At 71.4% G+C, this 16,604-nt stretch carries 18 protein-coding genes; 16 read left to right on the forward strand and 2 right to left on the reverse strand.

Going from position 1 to position 16,604, the window contains the following annotated elements; translation table 11 throughout:
• The first annotated feature begins 26 nt into the window (after positions 1-26).
• The 11 genes from F7P10_RS29455 to F7P10_RS29505 all read left to right on the forward strand — a co-directional run bounded on the left by F7P10_RS29455 (position 27) and on the right by F7P10_RS29505 (position 11,589).
• Positions 27-1,616, forward strand: a complete 1,590-nt coding sequence (locus F7P10_RS29455; protein ID WP_151014215.1) for an AMP-binding protein — start codon at positions 27-29, stop codon at positions 1,614-1,616.
• Positions 1,617-1,670: 54 nt separating this feature from the next.
• A complete protein-coding gene (locus F7P10_RS29460) occupies positions 1,671-2,822 on the forward strand; it encodes an acyl-CoA dehydrogenase family protein (RefSeq protein WP_151014217.1) in 1,152 nt (383 codons plus the stop codon).
• A 13-nt stretch (positions 2,823-2,835) separates the two neighbouring features.
• Positions 2,836-3,870: an acyl-CoA dehydrogenase gene (locus F7P10_RS29465; RefSeq protein ID WP_151014219.1), complete on the forward strand. Its 1,035-nt coding sequence runs from the start codon at positions 2,836-2,838 to the stop codon at positions 3,868-3,870.
• Between the two features lie 87 nt (positions 3,871-3,957).
• The gene (locus F7P10_RS29470) at positions 3,958-5,040 is read left to right on the forward strand and encodes an LLM class flavin-dependent oxidoreductase (protein WP_151014221.1); all 1,083 of its coding nucleotides are present in this window, start codon (positions 3,958-3,960) and stop codon (positions 5,038-5,040) included.
• Positions 5,037-6,044 carry an LLM class flavin-dependent oxidoreductase gene (locus tag F7P10_RS29475; RefSeq protein WP_176611702.1) on the forward strand — a complete coding sequence of 336 codons (1,008 nt, stop codon included), beginning with the start codon at positions 5,037-5,039 and terminating at the stop codon, positions 6,042-6,044. The genes F7P10_RS29470 and F7P10_RS29475 overlap by 4 nt, the downstream gene beginning before the upstream one ends.
• Positions 6,041-7,627 (forward strand): class I adenylate-forming enzyme family protein, encoded by a 1,587-nt coding sequence (locus F7P10_RS29480; RefSeq protein WP_151014225.1) that lies wholly within the window; start codon positions 6,041-6,043, stop codon positions 7,625-7,627. The genes F7P10_RS29475 and F7P10_RS29480 overlap by 4 nt, the downstream gene beginning before the upstream one ends.
• Positions 7,624-8,610 carry an LLM class flavin-dependent oxidoreductase gene (locus tag F7P10_RS29485; RefSeq protein ID WP_151014226.1) on the forward strand — a complete coding sequence of 329 codons (987 nt, stop codon included), beginning with the start codon at positions 7,624-7,626 and terminating at the stop codon, positions 8,608-8,610. Before F7P10_RS29480 ends, F7P10_RS29485 begins: the two co-directional genes overlap by 4 nt.
• A 63-nt stretch (positions 8,611-8,673) precedes the next feature.
• A complete protein-coding gene (locus tag F7P10_RS29490) occupies positions 8,674-9,660 on the forward strand; it encodes an enoyl-CoA hydratase/isomerase family protein (RefSeq protein WP_151014228.1) in 987 nt (328 codons plus the stop codon).
• Positions 9,657-10,640, forward strand: coding sequence for an LLM class flavin-dependent oxidoreductase (locus tag F7P10_RS29495; protein ID WP_176611703.1), 984 nt, complete (start codon positions 9,657-9,659; stop codon positions 10,638-10,640). The genes F7P10_RS29490 and F7P10_RS29495 overlap by 4 nt, the downstream gene beginning before the upstream one ends.
• On the forward strand, positions 10,637-10,966 hold the full coding sequence (locus F7P10_RS29500; RefSeq protein WP_151014232.1) for a VOC family protein: 330 nt from the start codon (positions 10,637-10,639) through the stop codon (positions 10,964-10,966). Before F7P10_RS29495 ends, F7P10_RS29500 begins: the two co-directional genes overlap by 4 nt.
• A gap of 35 nt (positions 10,967-11,001) precedes the next feature.
• Positions 11,002-11,589 carry a TetR/AcrR family transcriptional regulator gene (locus F7P10_RS29505; RefSeq protein ID WP_176611704.1) on the forward strand — a complete coding sequence of 196 codons (588 nt, stop codon included), beginning with the start codon at positions 11,002-11,004 and terminating at the stop codon, positions 11,587-11,589.
• Between the two features lie 129 nt (positions 11,590-11,718).
• Here F7P10_RS29505 and F7P10_RS29510 read toward each other — a convergent pair whose 3' ends face one another.
• Entirely contained in the window at positions 11,719-12,693 is a 975-nt protein-coding gene (locus F7P10_RS29510) for a helix-turn-helix domain-containing protein (RefSeq protein WP_151014236.1), read from the reverse strand.
• Between the two features lie 99 nt (positions 12,694-12,792).
• Between F7P10_RS29510 and F7P10_RS29515 the strand changes: the two genes are divergently transcribed.
• Positions 12,793-13,416, forward strand: a complete 624-nt coding sequence (locus tag F7P10_RS29515) for a hypothetical protein (protein ID WP_151014238.1) — start codon at positions 12,793-12,795, stop codon at positions 13,414-13,416.
• Positions 13,417-13,435: 19 nt separating this feature from the next.
• Here the strand turns inward: F7P10_RS29515 and F7P10_RS29520 are convergent, their stop codons facing one another.
• On the reverse strand, positions 13,436-14,029 hold the full coding sequence (locus F7P10_RS29520) for a TetR/AcrR family transcriptional regulator (RefSeq protein WP_151014240.1): 594 nt from the start codon (positions 14,027-14,029) through the stop codon (positions 13,436-13,438).
• A gap of 136 nt (positions 14,030-14,165) precedes the next feature.
• Here F7P10_RS29520 and F7P10_RS29525 point away from each other — a divergent pair, with 136 nt between their 5' ends.
• From F7P10_RS29525 to F7P10_RS29540, 4 genes are all read left to right on the forward strand, one after another.
• Positions 14,166-14,543: a sulfatase-like hydrolase/transferase gene (locus tag F7P10_RS29525; protein ID WP_254716811.1), complete on the forward strand. Its 378-nt coding sequence runs from the start codon at positions 14,166-14,168 to the stop codon at positions 14,541-14,543.
• Between the two features lie 98 nt (positions 14,544-14,641).
• Complete coding sequence (locus F7P10_RS29530; protein WP_151014242.1) at positions 14,642-14,893, forward strand: hypothetical protein; 252 nt, start codon at positions 14,642-14,644, stop codon at positions 14,891-14,893.
• Between the two features lie 129 nt (positions 14,894-15,022).
• Positions 15,023-15,646, forward strand: a complete 624-nt coding sequence (locus F7P10_RS29535) for a Crp/Fnr family transcriptional regulator (RefSeq protein ID WP_176611705.1) — start codon at positions 15,023-15,025, stop codon at positions 15,644-15,646.
• A complete protein-coding gene (locus tag F7P10_RS29540; protein ID WP_151014245.1) occupies positions 15,643-16,437 on the forward strand; it encodes a hypothetical protein in 795 nt (264 codons plus the stop codon). The genes F7P10_RS29535 and F7P10_RS29540 overlap by 4 nt, the downstream gene beginning before the upstream one ends.
• The last annotated feature ends 167 nt before the right edge of the window (positions 16,438-16,604 follow it).

Raw genomic sequence — 16,604 nt, forward strand, 5'->3', positions numbered from 1 at the left:
GGTCGGAATGTAGTTCAAGGAGCGAGATGAGCGAGCAGACGCAGGAGCAGGTCGGCTTCCGCCTGTGGGCGGCGTCCGACCCGGACCTCTGCGCGATCATCACCGCCGACGACGCGCGCATCACCTACGGCGAGTTGTTCGCCGAGGTGAACCGGATCTGCCACGGCCTGCGCGCCCGCGGGGTGACCGAGGGCGACACGGTGGCCGTGGTCATGGACAACAGCGCGGCCCTGGTCGCCGCGTACCTGGCGGCGATGCAGTCCGGCATCTACCTCGTCACGGTCAACTACCACCTGACGATCCCGGAGATCGCGTACATCCTCGAGGACTCCGAGGCGAAGGTCGTCCTGTGCTCCGGACGGGTGGAGGCCACGGTGCTCGCGGCGGCCCGCAGTGGCGTCGAGGTCTACATCGACGGCCCGGTCGACGGCCCGGTCGACGGCCCGGTCGACGGCGCGGTCGACGGCACACCAGGGCGGGCCCGGCCGATGTCGGAGCTGACCGGCGGCATGCCGGCGACCGACCCGGTACGGACGCCGCACGGGTCCCTGATGATGTACACGTCGGGCACCACCGGCCGTCCGAAGGGCGTCAAGCGCCCGCTCAGCGGCGCCGACGCCGACAAGGGCGCCCTCACGTACGTGTGGCTGTTCAACGAGTTCGGCATGCGCCGCGAGGCGTTCGCCGCCTGGCTGGTGTCGGCGCCGATGTACCACTCGGCCAACATCACGCCCGCGATGGGAGCGCTGAACTGGGGTGGGACCCTCGTGCTGATGGACGGCTGGACCCCCGAGGGCTTCCTGCGGCGCGTCCAGGAGCGCGCGATCAGCGGCACCAGCATGGTCCCCACGCACTTCCACCGGCTGCTGCACCTGCCGGACGACGTCCGCGCCGCCTACGACGTCTCGTCCCTGCGCTACGTGCTGCACGGCGCCGCGCCGTGCCCGGTGGAGGTCAAGCGGCGGATCCTGGACTGGTTCGGCCCGGTCGTCTACGAGTATTACGGCTCGACCGAGGTCGGCACCACGATCGCGCGCCCGCACGAGTGGCTCCGGCACCCCGGCACGGTCGGCCGGCCCGCGTCGATCTCGACCCTGAAGATCCTCGACGAGGACGGCAACGAGGTTCCGCCCGGGGAGACCGGCATCGTCTACATGCGGCAAGGCGAGGACAGGGTCGAGTACCACAACGACCCCGGCAAGACCGAGGGGGCGCGGCGCGACGGCCTGACGACCGTCTGGGACGTCGGCCACGTCGACGAGGACGGCTTCCTCTACATCACCGGCCGCGCCGCCGAGCTGATCCTCGTGGGCGGCGTGAACGTGTACCCGGCCGAGATCGAGGGCGTCCTGGCCGGGCACGAGTGGATCCGGGACGCGGGGGTCGTCGGGCGCCCGGACCCCGACTACGGCGAGGTCCCGGTCGCCCACGTCGTGCTGACCGGCGCCGCGCCGGACGTCCCGTCCGCCCTGGCGGCGATCCGCGAGCACCTCGCCGCCCGGCTGGCGGCGCCCAAGCTGCCCCGGCGGTACCTCGTGCACGCGGAGCTGCCGCGCGACCCGAACGGAAAGCTCTACAAGGCCCGGCTCGCGGACACCGAGGAGGTCTCCGCGTGACCGCCGCGCGCACCCCCCAAGACCGTTCCCACCACGACGAGCCGGCAGGTGACGATGGACTTCGATGACAGCCCCGCCGAGCGGGCCTTCCGCCGGGAGGTCGGCGGCTGGCTCGACGAGGCGCTCGCCGACATCCCGGACCAGGAGGACCTGCCCGAGGAGGAGCGCACCCGCTGGTCCCGCGTCTGGCAGGACCGCATCTGCGCGGCGAACTGGGCGGGCCTTTCCTGGCCGGTCGAGCACGGCGGCCGCGGCATGGACGCGATCGCGCAGGCCGTCTTCAACGAGGAGGCCGAACTCCGCGGCGCCCCGTACGCGCTGAACGGCGTCGGCATGTACCTCGCCGGACCGACCGTCATCGTCCACGGCACCGACGAGCAGCGGGCCCGCCACCTGCCCGGCATCCTCGACGGCACCGACTACTGGTGCCAGGGCTTCAGCGAGCCGGGCTCCGGTTCGGACCTGGCGAGCCTCCAGACCGCCGCGGTCAAGGTTGACGGCGGCTGGCGCGTGCGCGGCGCCAAGATCTGGACGTCCAACGCCCACAACGCGTCGAAGTGCCTGCTGCTCGCGCGCACCGACCCGGACGCGTCCAAGCATGCGGGCATCACCTACTTCCTCGCGCCGATGGACCGCTTCGAGATCCGGTCGCTCGTCATGATCAACGGCGACACCGAGTTCAACGAGATGTTCCTCGACGACGTGTTCGTCCCCGACGAGGACGTCCTCGGCGGCGTCGGCAACGGGTGGCGGGTCGCGCTGACCACGCTGGCGTTCGAGCGCGGCAGCATGGCGCTCAGCCTGTGGGTCTGGGCGCGGCAGGCCGTCGACCGCCTCACCGACCTCGCCCTGGAGCGGGGGGTGGCCGACGACACCGCCTTCCTCGACGCGGTCGGCGCGCTGCGCTGCGACGCCGAGGCCGTCCGCATCGGCTCCCTGCGCATGGTCGGGGAGACCCGCACGGGCGCCGCCCCCGGCCCCGAGACGTCCGCGCTGAAGAGCCTGTGGGCGGGCGTGGTCCAGGACGCGAACCGCCTCGCGGTGCGGCTGGACGGCGCGGGCGGCGTGCTGCTCGACGGCGGGGGAGCGGCGGCACGGATGCGCCACTACCTCCGCTCGCGCGCCCACACCATCGAGGGCGGCACCGAAGAGGTCCAGAAGTCGATCCTTGCGGAGCGGGTGCTGAGCCTGCCCCGCTCACGCTGAGCGGAGTGCCGGAATGGAAGCGACGTTCACCCGCGAGCAGCGGGACATCGAGGAGTCCGTCCGCTCGATGGCCAAGGAGGAGAAGGCCACCGCGCGCGGCGCGCTCGCGGGGGGCTGGAGCCCGCCCGCCTGCGACGCCGTCCTGCTCGCCGACTTCGGGCTGCTCGGCGTGCCCGCGTCCGCCGGCGGCATGGAGTCGTCCCTCATCGACCTGCTCGTGGCGGTCGAGGCGCTGGGCGAGCACCTGGTGCCGAGCAGGTTCCCGGCCCACGCCGCGGCCGTCCAGCTGGTCGCGGGGCTCGGTGAGCTTCCCGCGGACGTGCTGGAGGGACGGACGGTCCTGGCGCCCGCGGTCGACGTGCCCGGTGCGGCCGGGTGGCCCGAGCGCGGCGCGGACGACCCGCTCGTCCGCACGCTCGTGCCGTACGCAGCCGAGGCGGACGGGTTCGCGGTGCTCGCGGCGGGCGGCGTCCGGATCACCTCGGGGGAGGTCACGCTCCGGGAGTCGTTCGACCCATCGGTCCCGCTCTCCGACGTCGCCCTCCCCGCGAGCGCGGACACCGCGGCGGACACCGCGGCCGCCGGGGCGGCCGGGGCGGCCGGGGCCGGGCGTGCCGCGCTCGTCGCGGCGGCGGAGCTGTGCGGCGTCGCCGCCGGGGCGATCGGCCTCGCCGCGGAGCACGCCCGGACGCGGACGCAGTTCGGCCGGGTCATCGGCTCCTTCCAGGGGGTCGCGTTCCAGCTCGCGGACGCGGTCAAGTACCGCAAGGCCGCCTGGGACCTGACCCTGTACGCCGCCTGGGCCGCGGACCGGGGGCGGGCCGAGGCGGAGAGCCTCGTGCACGCGGCGAAGGCCGCCGCCGGGCACGCCGCGGTCTTCGCCGCCGAGCGCGGCATCCAGGTGCACGGGGGGATGGGCATCACGATGGAGGCGGACCCGCACCTGTTCCTGCGCCGCGCGCACGTGCTCGACGCGCGGCTCGGCCGCGGCTCGTGGCACCGGCGCCGCGTCGGTGAGCTGCAGGTCAGGCAGCGGCGGGGCGCCTAGCCGGGGCCTGCCCGGTGGGTGACGGATCCTTGCGGACCGTCACCGTCGACAGATAACATACCGACTGGTCGGAATATTAGGAGTGGCATGAAGTTCGGGATCATGAACCTGTTTCCCGTGAGCGACGGGGCGTCGGACCACCAGGTGCTGCGCGAGACGCTCGAGGAGATCGAGCTCGCCGACGAGCTGGGCTTCGACTCGGTCTGGCTGGCCGAGCACCACTTCTCCAAGTACGGCATCCTCGGCAGCCCGGTGAGCTTCGCGATGGCCGTCGCCGAGCGCACCAGGTCGATCACGATCGGCACCGCCGTGCTGGTCCTGCCGCTGCACGATCCGCTCCGGCTGGCCGAGGACATCGCGGCGCTCGACGTGCTCTCCGGCGGCCGGGTCACCATCGGCGTCGGCCGCGGCTACCAGCCGGCCGAGTTCGCCGGGTTCGGCGTCCCGCTCGAAGAGTCCAAGGTCCGGTACAAGGAGACCCTGGACGTCCTGCGGCTCGCGCTGACGCGGGAGAACTTCAGCTACCACGGTGAGGTGCTCCACTACGACGGCATCACCACGTACCCGCGCCCGTTCACCCCGGGCGGCCCGCCGATCCTCCAGGGCACCGTCTCCCCGGACAGCTTCCGGGAGCGCGGCGCGATCGGCGAGCCCATCATCACCTCGCCGAACTTCACGCCCCTCGGCATCATGCAGAAGAACTTCGACCTGTACCGGACGGCGATGAAGGAGAACGGCTTCGACGTCGCCACCTACGACCTTCCGTTCATGCAGCAGGTCTGGTGCGGCGACGGCGAGGCGGGCCTCACGGCCGCCGCCGAGGCCGCGCTCGGCTACTACCGGACGGTCGGGAAGGTCATTCCCGGGTCAGAGCAGGCCATGGAGAAGGAACGGGCCTACTACGAGGCCGTCGCCAAGAACATCGAACTGCTCACGCTGGAGCAGACGCTGACCCACGGCGGCAACTTCGGCTCGGCCCAGCAGGTCATCGACACCATCGAGATGCTGCGCGAGCAGCTCGGCATCAACCACTACATCGGCTGGCTGCGCATTCCCGGCCTGGACCGCAGGGCCGCCCTCAAGTCGATGGAGGAGTTCGCCGCGAAGGTCATCCCGCACTTCCGCGCGCAGGAGCGGGCCGGAACGGTCGGCGAGGCGGTCGCCGGGTGAAGATCAGCGCCTTCCTGAGCGCCCAGTTCGACCCGTCCGCGTCGGCGGTCGACGGGCTCGACGGCGTCCTGCGGCAGGCCGCCGCCGCCGAGGAGGCCGGGTTCCACTCCGTCTACCTCGGCCACCACTACCTGGCGAAGTCGGCGTTCGTCCAGCCGGTCCCGCTCGCCGGGCACCTGGCCGCCGCGACCGGGCGGATCCGCATCGGGTTCGGCGTACTGCTGGCACCGCTGCTGAACCCCATCGCGCTCGCCGAGGACCTCGCGTCCCTCGACGTGCTCAGCCACGGTCGGCTGACCGTCGGCATCGGCGCGGGCTACCGCAGGCGCGAGACCACGGCGTTCGGCGTCGCGTGGGAGGACCGGCTGCGGCGCCTGCGCGAGTACGTGCCGCTGCTGCGTTCGCTGTGGCGGGGCGAGACGGTCGACGCCGCGGGCTCGTGGGGAGAGGCGCCGGGCGCGTCGCTGCCGCTCCGGCCCGTCCAGCCGGGCGGCCCGCCCATCTGGATCGGCGCGTTCGCCGAACCCGCGGTGCGGCGGGCCGCCCGCCTGGACGCGCCGTGGCTGATCGGCCCGAAGGGCGACGACGACGAGGTCGCGGCGATGCTGGCGATCTACCGCGACGCTCTCGCCGAGCACGGGTTCTCCGCCGACCGCGAGTACCCGATGTCCCGCGAGGCGTTCGTCGCCGACACGCGCGCGGCGGCGTTCGCGGCGGTCCGGCCGCACCTGGAGCGCCAGTACGCCGGGTACCGGTCGTGGGAGGACGCCCGGTCCATCGACGTCGACCGGTACATGGCGGAGGACTGCCTCGTCGGTACCGCGGACGACGTCGTCGCCAAGCTGCGCCGCTGGGAGGCCCGGCTCGGCATCACCGAGGTGTGCCTGCGCCTCCAGTTCATGGGCGCGGGCCAGGAGGAGACCATGGAGCAGATCCGCCGATTCGGCGCCGACGTCATCCCGCGCCTCGCCGCGCCCGCGCCGGGGGACGGGGGGCCGCGATGAGCGGCGCGAACCTCGGCGGCGCGAACCTCGCCCGCGTCCTGGAGGCCCGCGCCGCCGATCGCGGGGGGATCGTCGGCCTGCACGCCGAGGACGGCCGGTCCTGGACCTTCGACGAGATCGACCTCATCGCGGGCGGGGTGGCGAACGCGCTCGCGGCGGCGGGCGTCGGCGCGGGCGACCGGGTCGCCTTCTACCTGACCAACGGCCCGGAGATCGTGTTCTTCCTGTTCGGCGCCTGGAAGGTCGGCGCGGTGCCGGTCACGGTCAGCAGCCTGTACAACGCCGCGGAGCTGGCGGAGTCGGTTGCGAAGACGTCCCCGAAGCTCCTGCTGGTGGACGCGCACCGCGCCGGCCTCCGCGGCGACGCCGAGGGCCTCGGCGTGCCGGTCCGGTCGGTCGGCCCGGCGGGGGCGGCCGCGCCGGAGACGGCGGCGGGCGGCGTCCGTCCGCTGGAGTGGGGCGGCGAGGCGCGCGTCGCGGCGGTCGATGTCGACGCCGACGGCGAGTCCTGCATCCTGTTCACCGGCGGCACCACCGGACGCCCGAAGGCGGTGAGCGTCACGCACGGCGGGACCCTCGGGTCGCTGCGGCGGCTCGCCCGGGTCTCGACCGGAAGCGAGGAGCAGGGCACGGCGGCGCCGGACGCGAAACCGAACCTGATCGCCCTCCCGCTGTTCCATTCCGGCGGCCAGCACTCGCTGCTGTTCGCGTACTTCGTCGGGCGGGGCACGGTCGTCTGGGAGCGGTTCGGGGTGGACCGTCTCGCCGCCCTCATGGACCGGTTCGCGTTCGACAACTTCTTCCTGCTGCCCACGATGGTCTACGACATCGTGCACGCCGAGCGCGACCTCCCCTTCGCGGGCGTGAAGCACGTGCTCGTCGCCGGGCAGGCGATCTCGTGGCCGCTGCGCCGAGAGTTCGAGCTGCGCTACGGCGTCCCGATCCTGGTGAGCTACGGCTCGACCGAATCGGGCCACGTCGCCGGCTGGAACGGCAAGGACATGAAGGCGGGCCTGTGGAAACCGGGCTCGGCCGGCCGGGTCTACCCGGGCGTCGAACTCGAGATCCGCGACGACGACGGGACGGTGCTGCCGGCCGGGTCCGCGGGCGAGGTCGTCGTCCGGTCCGAGCTGACGAAGGGCTACGTCGACGATGCCGAGGCGTCCGCCGCGCTGGTCCGCGACGGCTGGGTGCACACCGGCGACATCGGCCACGTCGACGAGGACGGCGTGCTCTGGCTGTCGGGCCGCAAGCGCGACATGATCAAGTGCGGCGGCTTCCAGGTGTGGCCCGAGGAGATCGAGGACGTCCTGCGCGAGCACGCGCTCGTCCGCGACGTCCGCGTCTTCGGCCGTCCGGACGACCGGCTCGGCGAGATCCCGGTCGCGCTCGTCGTCCGCGACGGCGACGCGCCCGTATCGGACGACGCGCTCGCGGCGGACCTCGTCGCGTTCGCCCGCGACCGGCTCGCCCACTTCAAGACCCCGCGCCGGGTGGAGTTCACGCCCGAACTGGAACGCAGCGCGACCGGCAAGATCAGCCGCGCGTCGGTGCCCGACCTCGAAGGGGAGCGGTCCGCATGAAGTTCGGCATCATGGCGTCGCACCAGTACCCGCACTCCGACGACCTCGGCGCGCACCTGGACGACCTGTTCGGGACCGTCGAGCTCGCCGCGGAGCTGGGCTACGACTCGGTGTGGACGATCAATCACTTCCAGTCCAACCTGGCGACCCCGCAGCCCGTCTCGATGATGGCGAGCCTCATCCCCCGGTCGGGCGACATGACGCTCGGCACCGGGATCCTGCTGCTGCCGCTGTTCCACCCGGTGCACGTGGCGGAGGAGTTCGCCACCCTCGACCACCTGTCCGGCGGGCGCGTCGTCCTCGGCGTCGGCGCGGGCTACCGGGAGAACGAGTTCGCCGCGTTCGGCGTCGACCCGGCGACGCGGTTCCGCCGGTTCGACGAGAGCATCCGCCTCATCCGGTCGCTGTGGTCCGGTGAGCCGGTGGACCACGACGGCGAGTTCTACCCGCTCTCGGGCGCGTCCATCGGCGTCCGTCCCCGCACGCCGGGCGGCCCGCCCATCTGGGTGGGCGCGGGCGGGAAGAAATCGGTGCGGCGGGCCGCCCGGCTCGGCGACGCCTGGTACGCGCCGGGCAACTCGCCGAGCCGCCGGTACCTGCCCGAGCACGTGGCCGTCTACGACGAGGCGCTCGCCGAGTTCGGCAGGGACCCGGCGTCGGTCGAGCGGCCCATCGGGGTGGAACTGTACTGCGCGCCGACCGACGAGGAGGCCGTGGCGACGGCGCTGCCGCACGCCCGCGTCGAGTATTCGACGTACGCCGAGTACCCCGCCCTGCGGTGGCAGCGCGACCGGTTCGACGACCTGGTGCGCAACACGCTGCTGCTCGGGTCCCCGGAGTTCCTCGTCGAACGGATCTCCGCGCTGCGCGACCTGGGGTTCGACCACCTCATCTTCCGTCCGGGGTGGCTGGGGATGCCGGCCGACAAGGTCCGCGACTCGCTGCGGCTGTTCGCCGCGGAGGTCTTCCCCGCGTTCCGCTGACACCGGCCCCGGCGGGGCCGCCGCCTTCCAACCACCTCCATCCACGAACCCGCGAGGAGAGCCGTGAAGAAGACCGAGGCAGAGCTGCTGGAGAACCAGTGGGACGTCGAGAACATGGAGGTGGACCCGGAGGTCCTCGCCTCCTACGTCCGCTACGACGTGGACGAGCGCCGAGCGGTCGCCACCATCACCTTCGACCGTCCGGACCGGCTCAACGCCGTCCCGGTCGCCGCCTTCGAGCGCGTCGGCGACCTGGTGCGGGAGGCCGAGGCCGACGACCGCGTCAAGGTCATCGTCTTCAAGGGCGAGGGCGACCACTTCGGCACCGGCGCGGACGCCGCCGAGCTGGGCCACTACATCGGCTACAAGTCCGGCACCGACAAGGCGTCCCGCCGCCGCCCGGCCCAGCGCCAGCGCATCCTCCCGGACCGCAACGTGCTCAGCTCGGGCTTCACCCGGCCGATCATCGAGTCGCTGAAGGCGACGATCTGCCAGGTGCAGGGCTACTGCTACGGCGGCCACTTCCAGATCGCGCTGTCGGCCGACATCGTCATCGCGACGCCGAACGCCCGGTTCACCCACCCGGCGTTCCGCTACCTGGGGCCCGGCCCGCAGGACATGTACCACTGGATCGAGAAGGTCGGCCTGACGACCATGAAGGACGTCATGCTCACCATGCGCGCGATCGGCGCCGAGGAGGGGGAGCGCAAGGGCCTGGTCACCAAGGTCGTCGAGCCCGACGAGCTGGAGCGGTGGGTGGCCGACTACGCCGAGGCCATCGCCGTCATGCCGCTGGACTCGCTGATGATGGGCAAGTCGATGATGCAGGTCATGCTGGAGGCCCGGGGCAAGGGGCTGGGCGCGATGACCGGCTGGGTCGGGCACGGCTGGGCCACCAACGTCGCCTTCGAGGAGGGCGACTGGAACTTCCTGAAGCGGCGCCGCGAGGTGGGCGTCGCGAAGGCCCTGGCGGAGCGCGACCGGCTCGTCGCGCCCTACTTCCGGCTCAGCGAGACCCGCTCGGCGGAGGGCGGGCGGGAGGAGTCGTGAGGTTCGGCGTCCTGCTGGACCACCAGTACGAGCACGGCGACGACATCCACCGCCGCACGGGCGAACTCGTCGAGTTCACCCAGCACGTCCGGGACCTCGGCTTCGACTCGGTGTTCGGCATCCACCACTACCTCTCGTCGCTGAGCACGCCCCAGCCGCTCCCGCTGCTGTCGCGGCTCATCGACCATTCGGGCTCCATGCAGATCGGGACGGGCATCCTGATCCTCCCGATGGGGCACCCGGTCCACTGGGCGGAGGAGATCGCGACGATCGACCAGATGTCCGGCGGCCGGTTCGTGCTCGGCATCGGTTCGGGGTACCGCGAGGACGAGTTCAGATCGTTCGGCATCGAACGGCGCACGAGGGTCTCGCGGATGAACGAGTCGCTGGAGGTGATGCGGAAGCTGTGGACCGGCGAGCAGGTCTCGCACGAGGGGAAGCACTTCCGGCTCGACGGGGTGCGGTGCAGCGTGCTGCCCGCGCAGCGTCCCGGCCCGCCCGTCTGGGTGGGCGCGAACGGCCCGATCGGCATCAAGCGCATCGCCGGGCAGGGGCTGCCGTGGATCGCGCCGTCCAACGTCCGCCGGAACTGGGCGGTCGGCAACCTCGCCGACTACCGGGCCGCGCGGCGGGCGGCCGGGTTCGGGGAGGACGGCGCGACCTTCCCGATCCACCGCGACCTGTGCGTCGCCGACTCGTTCGAGGACGCGTACGCGATGGCCGGCACCGCGGTCCGCGCGTCCTACGGCGAGTACGTCCAGTACGGGATGGACTTCTTCGACACGCAGTGGGAGGGCATCAAGCACAAGGCCCTGTTCTTCGGCTCGCCCGACGACATCGCGGCCAAGATCGAGGACTTCGGCCAGGCCGGGTTCGACCACTTCGTCTTCCGGGCGCAGTGGCTCGGACTGCCGATCGAGCGGTCCGTCGAGATCGTGGAGAGGTTCGCGCGCGACGTGATGCCGAGGTTCCGCCCATGAAGATCGGTCATCTCATCGTCCCGGCCGCCGGGATGGAGGAGCAGGTCGCGTTCTACACCTCGCTCGGTCTGGCGGTGAAGTTCCGCGACGGCGACCGGTACGCCGCGCTGACCGACGGGACCACCGTCATCGGGCTGGCGGACGAGACGCAGCAGCCGGTCGCGGGCCGGACGATGCCCGGCATCGAGGTCGACGACCTGGACGCGCTCGCCGCGCTGCTGTCCGCCGGGGAACCGGTCACCGGCCCGCACGAGCGCCGGCTCGTGGTCCGCGACCCCGCGGGAAACCCGCTGGTCCTCTATGAGCGGCTGCCGGCGCAGCCTTGATCATGAAAGGGGCGCGTCCCGTTACACTCCCCACGATGGGCGCTGACAGGAGACGCGGACGGCCCCGCGACGCCGCCGCGGACCGGGCGGCGCTGCGGGAGACGCTGGCCCGGCTGGACGACGTCGGCTACGAGCGGCTGCGCGTGGCCGATGTCGCCCGCACCGCCGGGCTCGGCCTCGGCGCGCTCTACCGGCGATGGCCGACCAAGTACGCCCTGGTCGTCGACGCGCTGCGGTCCGCCGCGCCGTCCCGCGAGCCGGAGCCCACCGGCGACCCGGCCGAGGATCTGGTGGCGGTCCTGCTGGGGCTCGCCGACGAACTCGCCGCGCACGGCGCGCTGCTGGCGGTCCTGCTGACCCACCCGGCGTCCGAGGCGGCCGCCGCGGTGCGCGAGGCGAAGCTCCGGCCCGTCCGCGACGCCGCCCGGCGCCGCCTGCGCGGGATGACCGGGCACATCCCCGACCTGGAGATCCGCGTCGACGCCGGAGCGGCGCTGGTCGTCCAGCATCTGCTGCTGCACGGCGCCGCACCCGGTCGCGCGTACATACGCGAGCACGTCCTGCCGCTGATGACCGGCTCGCCGGTCGCCGTCCCCGGCAGCGTCCCGGAAGTCGATCGGTGATCGTGCGGCGCCGCGGCTGCACGCCGAGGTGTGGAGGCCTGATCAACCAAGTGTGCACTCGAGATCAACCACGGCTCCCGCACCGCCACCATGCTGGGCAGCGTGATCGAGAGAGAACGGCACGGGCCCTCATGCCGGATCCGGCTCCCGGCGGGCCCGGCGGAACTCGCTGGGCGAGACGTCGTAGGCGGCGCGGAACGCGCGGGTGAAGACCGCCGGATGGGAGAAGCCCCAGCGGGCGGCGATCTGGCCGACCTGCAGGCCGCCCAGCGCGGGATCGGTGAGGTCGCGGCGGGCGCGCTCCAGGCGGCGCCGCCGGATCCAGACGGCCACGGTCGTGCCGTCCGGCTGGAAGACCCGGTGCAGGTAGCTGAGCGAGATGTGGTGGGCGGCCGCGATGGACGCCGGGGTGAGCGCCGGATCGTGCAGGTGCCGTTCGATGAACGCCCGGACGGTCAGCACGAGCGTCCGCTGCCGGGATTCGGGGGCGAGCTCGCGCTCGGCCTCGACGGTGTGCGCGAAGAGCGCCGACACGAGATCGATCAGCACCGTCCCGAGTCGTGAACCGTCGGACGGCCGGTAGGTACCGGCGTCGGAGCTGAGCTGAACGAGGAAGCCGGACAGCAGCGCGCCGATCCCTTCCACGCCCGGTACGGGGCGGCCGATCATCCGGTCGGCCAGGCTCTGCGGCAGCGACAGCAGGTTCCGGGGCATCTCGAGCCCGACCGTGTCGATCGTCCCGGGCCCCTTCGCCCACGTCGTGCAGCTGCGAGAGCTGTCCTGGACGTGGAGATCGGACGGCCGGTAGGTCACGTCGTTCTTGCCCCAGGAGGCGCCCGCCGTGCCCCGCCGGACGAGTGAGAGGTGGTAGGTCTCGGGGTCCGAGCGGCGGATGAGCCGCGGCGTCCGTCGGCAGACCATCGGCTGGAAGGTCGCGGGCCAGATCGTCACCGCGCCGAGCCGCAGCACGCGCTGCCGCACGCGGAAGTCGTCAGCGTGCTCACTGCTCATGTCCAGGGGCGCGTGGGTGCTGCTCAGGCATTCGCGCCAGTAGCCGAAGCGGTCGGCGGGCGGCAGGTCCTCGCTCTGGAAGACGGTCTCCATGTCTTCGGGCCCCCTCGTCTCCGTATACCGCCTACACAGAAGAGATGGCCGACAGGCCGAAAAGGTTCCACGCAGTTGATCGAAGATGAGAGGAATGCCATGAGGACGCGAATCGGGCTGCCGACGGCCCTGGGGGCCGTGCTGCTGCTCTCGGGATGCATGATCCCCGGATCGGACGACGACTCGGACGCCGGTGAGGCGCCCCCGCCCGCCCCCAGCGCCCCGGCGGCGAGCACGGCTCCGCAGAGCCCGGCGCCCGCTCAGGCGAACGCGCAGGCGACCCCGCCCGGCACCACGCTCCGCGTCGGGCAGCGCGCGGTCGTCCCCTACGAGCGCGGCGGGGTGACGGGCACGCTCGGCATCACGGTGACCGCGATCCAGCCCGGCGACCAGGCCGCGTTCCGGCAGCGCTTCGGCGAGCGGGCGAACGGCATGGTGCCGTACTACATCCGCTACACGGTGGAGAACGTGGGCGGGACCGACCTGTCCCGCAGCAGCGCGCCCCTGCTGACGGGCGTGGGCCCCGGCGGCGCGAGCACCGGCGCCGTGGTGATCGGCACGATGGACGGCTGCGAGCGCGGACGTCCCGACGACGCGTTCGCCGCCGCGGGCGCGAGGTACGAGTCGTGCAGGCTGCAGGCGGCGCGCCAGGGCGGGACGGTCGCCGGTGCGGCCTACGAGGAGGACGCCTACGAGGACAGCCCGATCACCTGGTCGAGCTGAGCGGGGGACGGCCAGCCCGTCAGCCGGCCGTGAGCAAGGCCGTGGCGGTGACCCGCAGGTCCGCCGCCGCGGCCGCGGCCTCCCCCCGACCGAAGCCCGGATCGCCGAACCGCTGCTCGACGTCGGCGAGCACCATCACCGTGTGCAGGAACACCACCCGCAGCCGCTCCCCGGTGAGGTCCGGCAGCCGCGCGTGGAGCAGCGGGACCAGCTCGTTCACGCCGGAGTGGTGGTCGCTGGAGAACGGCCAGTGGCGGTAGCCGCCCGACAGGACGTAGCGGCTGGAGAAACGCAGGTACCAGCTCTCGCCCCGGTGGTCGAGGACGTGCTCGGACAGCGGGCCGACGAAGCACTCGACCAGCGCCGGAAGGTCGCCCTCCCGCCCGGAAACGCGCAGCTCCGCCAAGAGCTCCCGGCGGCGCAGGTTCAGCGGCGTCATCCGGAACTCGTACAGCGCGTCCACCAGTCCGCTCTTGTCGCCGAAGTGGTACTGGACGGCCGAGTGGTTGCGCTGGGCCGCCTCGACCGCGATCTCCCGCAGGGACACCCCGAGGCCGCGCTCGGCGAACAGCCGCGCGGCCGCGTTCAGGATCTTCTCGCGCGCTCGCATCATTGCCCTTTCTACCAAGCTGCCCTAGCGTCCACGTTAAAACAACTTGTCTTAAATCAGGGAGCGCCATGACGGCCGAACCGGTCTTCCGCCGCGCCGCCCGCCCCTGAAGGGCGCGCCCAACATCGTCGCGATCGTCCTGGACGACACCGGCTTCGCCCAGCTCGGCTGCTTCGGCTCCGACATCGCCACACCGAACATGGACCGCCTCGCCGCCAGCGGCCTGCGCTACAACCGCTTCCACGTGACCGCGCTGTGCTCGCCGTCCCGCGCGTCCTTCCTCACCGGGCGCAACCATCACGCCGTCGGCCTGGGCTTCCTGGCCGACATCCCGCTCGAGCACCACGGCTACACCGCCCGCCTCGGCCGCCCACGCCGACTGACCCCCTGGGGTCGAACGCCACCGGTGGGCCGGTGCGTACAACGCCCTGCGGATGTTTCGGGACTTCGCCACGGCCACCATGGCCGAGCCCGCCAAGCCCGTACCTCCGGGCGTTCGGTCCCCGCATTGCGGTAGGGCATCGAGTCCGGCGACGTCCGGTTCCGCCACGGCGCTGATCACCGGGCATCGACCTTGTTCGTCCCGTTCGGCCGGACCATGACGAGCTGACGGCGTTGGACGGCGAGTACGCGCGCCCCTTCACCCTCCAGACCGCCCCCTACGGCCCGCTGACCGCGTCGCGCTGTCGAGCATTCCGGTTCGTCCTTTCCGCCAAGAAGCAACGCCCCGTCCGGCGCGACACCGTGAACGGCATGGCTATGTCTTGTTTTGGCATGGATGGGATATTTGCCGGATTATCTTCATTTGAAGGCGCTCATTATATCTTTGGGGTGTTGAACCTCCTTGAGGTTGCCCGCGAATTTTGAGTGCTAACCATCTCTGAATATTGATTTGAGTTATTGTCGACCATCTCAATCTGTCGGGCTGGGCGATGTTGGGGTGGTGCTCGGCTCTTTAAATTTTCCGATATGAGATCTCTTCCGGAAAGTTCAGTTATGTCGCATCTGCTGAAATGCTCCACATATAGAAACTTTCGTCCGAGCGAGCTAATTATTCACCAGGGTGACGCCCCCAAGGGGGTCTGGATCATCGTGAAAGGTCAGGTGAAGGTCTGGCGTGCGGACGCCGTAGGGAACGTGGACGTTCTGGCGTTTCGCGGCCGGCGTGACGTGATCGGCCGCACTGCCCTGCTCGGCGAACGACTCCGATCCGCGAACGTGGAGGCATCGGAGCGGAGCACAGTGGCATTGGTGCCGAGCGGCACCTACCTCGAGCTCATGGAGCGGCACGGTCTCGGCGACCGCGTCTTGGGCGACATCAGCGATCGGCTCGCCGAGTCGCTCATCGTACGCGGCGGGAGCAATCCTTCCGCTCGGCTTGCCTTCCTGCTCACCCGGGTTCTCGATCGCCGAGGTACCGCCGAGGGGACGCGGAAGGCCGGGCCTGTGGTCCTGCGTTCGACGCATGAGGACTTGGGACGCCATCTCGGAATGCCCAGGAACGCCATCTCCCGGATGTTGGGGGAGTTGGGGGACGCGGGCGTCCGCACGCGGCGCGGACAGATCGAAATCGTCGACAACGAGAAGCTCCGGGCCCTCGCCCGGATCGTCCAGGTATGAAAGCGGAGGTAGTGATGAACGATCGAACATGGTCTCCGGTCCCCGGATACCGGGGCATCATCGCGGTCGATGCTGAGGGGTTCAGCAAGCGTACGGACGTCTCCCAAGAGCACATGGCCGGGTTCATCCCCGAAGTTCTCGCCGAGTCGTTCAGGCTGGCCGACCTCGAGGAGGTGTGGGCGGGCAGGGAGTTCCCGTCGCATCGCGGTGACGGCTACGCGTTCGGCTTCGATGCGGGGAAAATGCCCGGTGTCATCGATCCGTGGCTGGCCACGCTCCAGAAGACCCTCATGGCGTCCGAGCCGCTGTCGGGTGGTCCGCTGCGGCTGCGGGTCAGCCTCAACATCGGGCCACTGCGGGTGGACGGCGGGCCCCACGACGGTAGTGGAACGGCGCGCAACGACACCCATCGCCTGCTGAACGCCACGGTCCTCAAAAGGCTTCTCGCCGCGGCGAGTCGAGATGTGACCCGCGTGGTCGCCATAGTTTCCGACCAGTGCTTCGAGGACGTGGTCCGGAGCGGCGGGCGAACGCTGCATCCGGACCACTTCTGCGCCGTTTCCGCGACCGTCAGGGAGAAGCAGTTCGCCCGCCGCGCCTGGGTTCACGTGCCCACCCCGTCGGGAAACCTGCTCGCCGCCGGAATCACCGCCCTCCTGAGCGGAGAAGACAGCGCGGACGATGTCCGCGTCTCGTCGAGCCAGGGCGCCGCACACGTCTTCAATCACGCGACCGGCAACCTCAACAACGGAGAGATCGGCGGAGACCAGTCGATCACCTTCCGCGCTTGACCTGCCAGGTGAAGTTGTGGCCCAGGTCATACGAGATATGCACGCTGAGGGCGGAAGTCGCGGCATCCGGCACCGGAAAATCGACCGGAGAAACGCGCACCATCGGACGACCTGGTGTTGAGAGGGGGGGGCGCGGCCAGATCCAGGGCGGGTGTACATCCGTTCCA

Origin of the sequence: Actinomadura sp. WMMB 499 (assembly GCF_008824145.1) — a bacterium.
Lineage (GTDB): Bacteria > Actinomycetota > Actinomycetes > Streptosporangiales > Streptosporangiaceae > Spirillospora.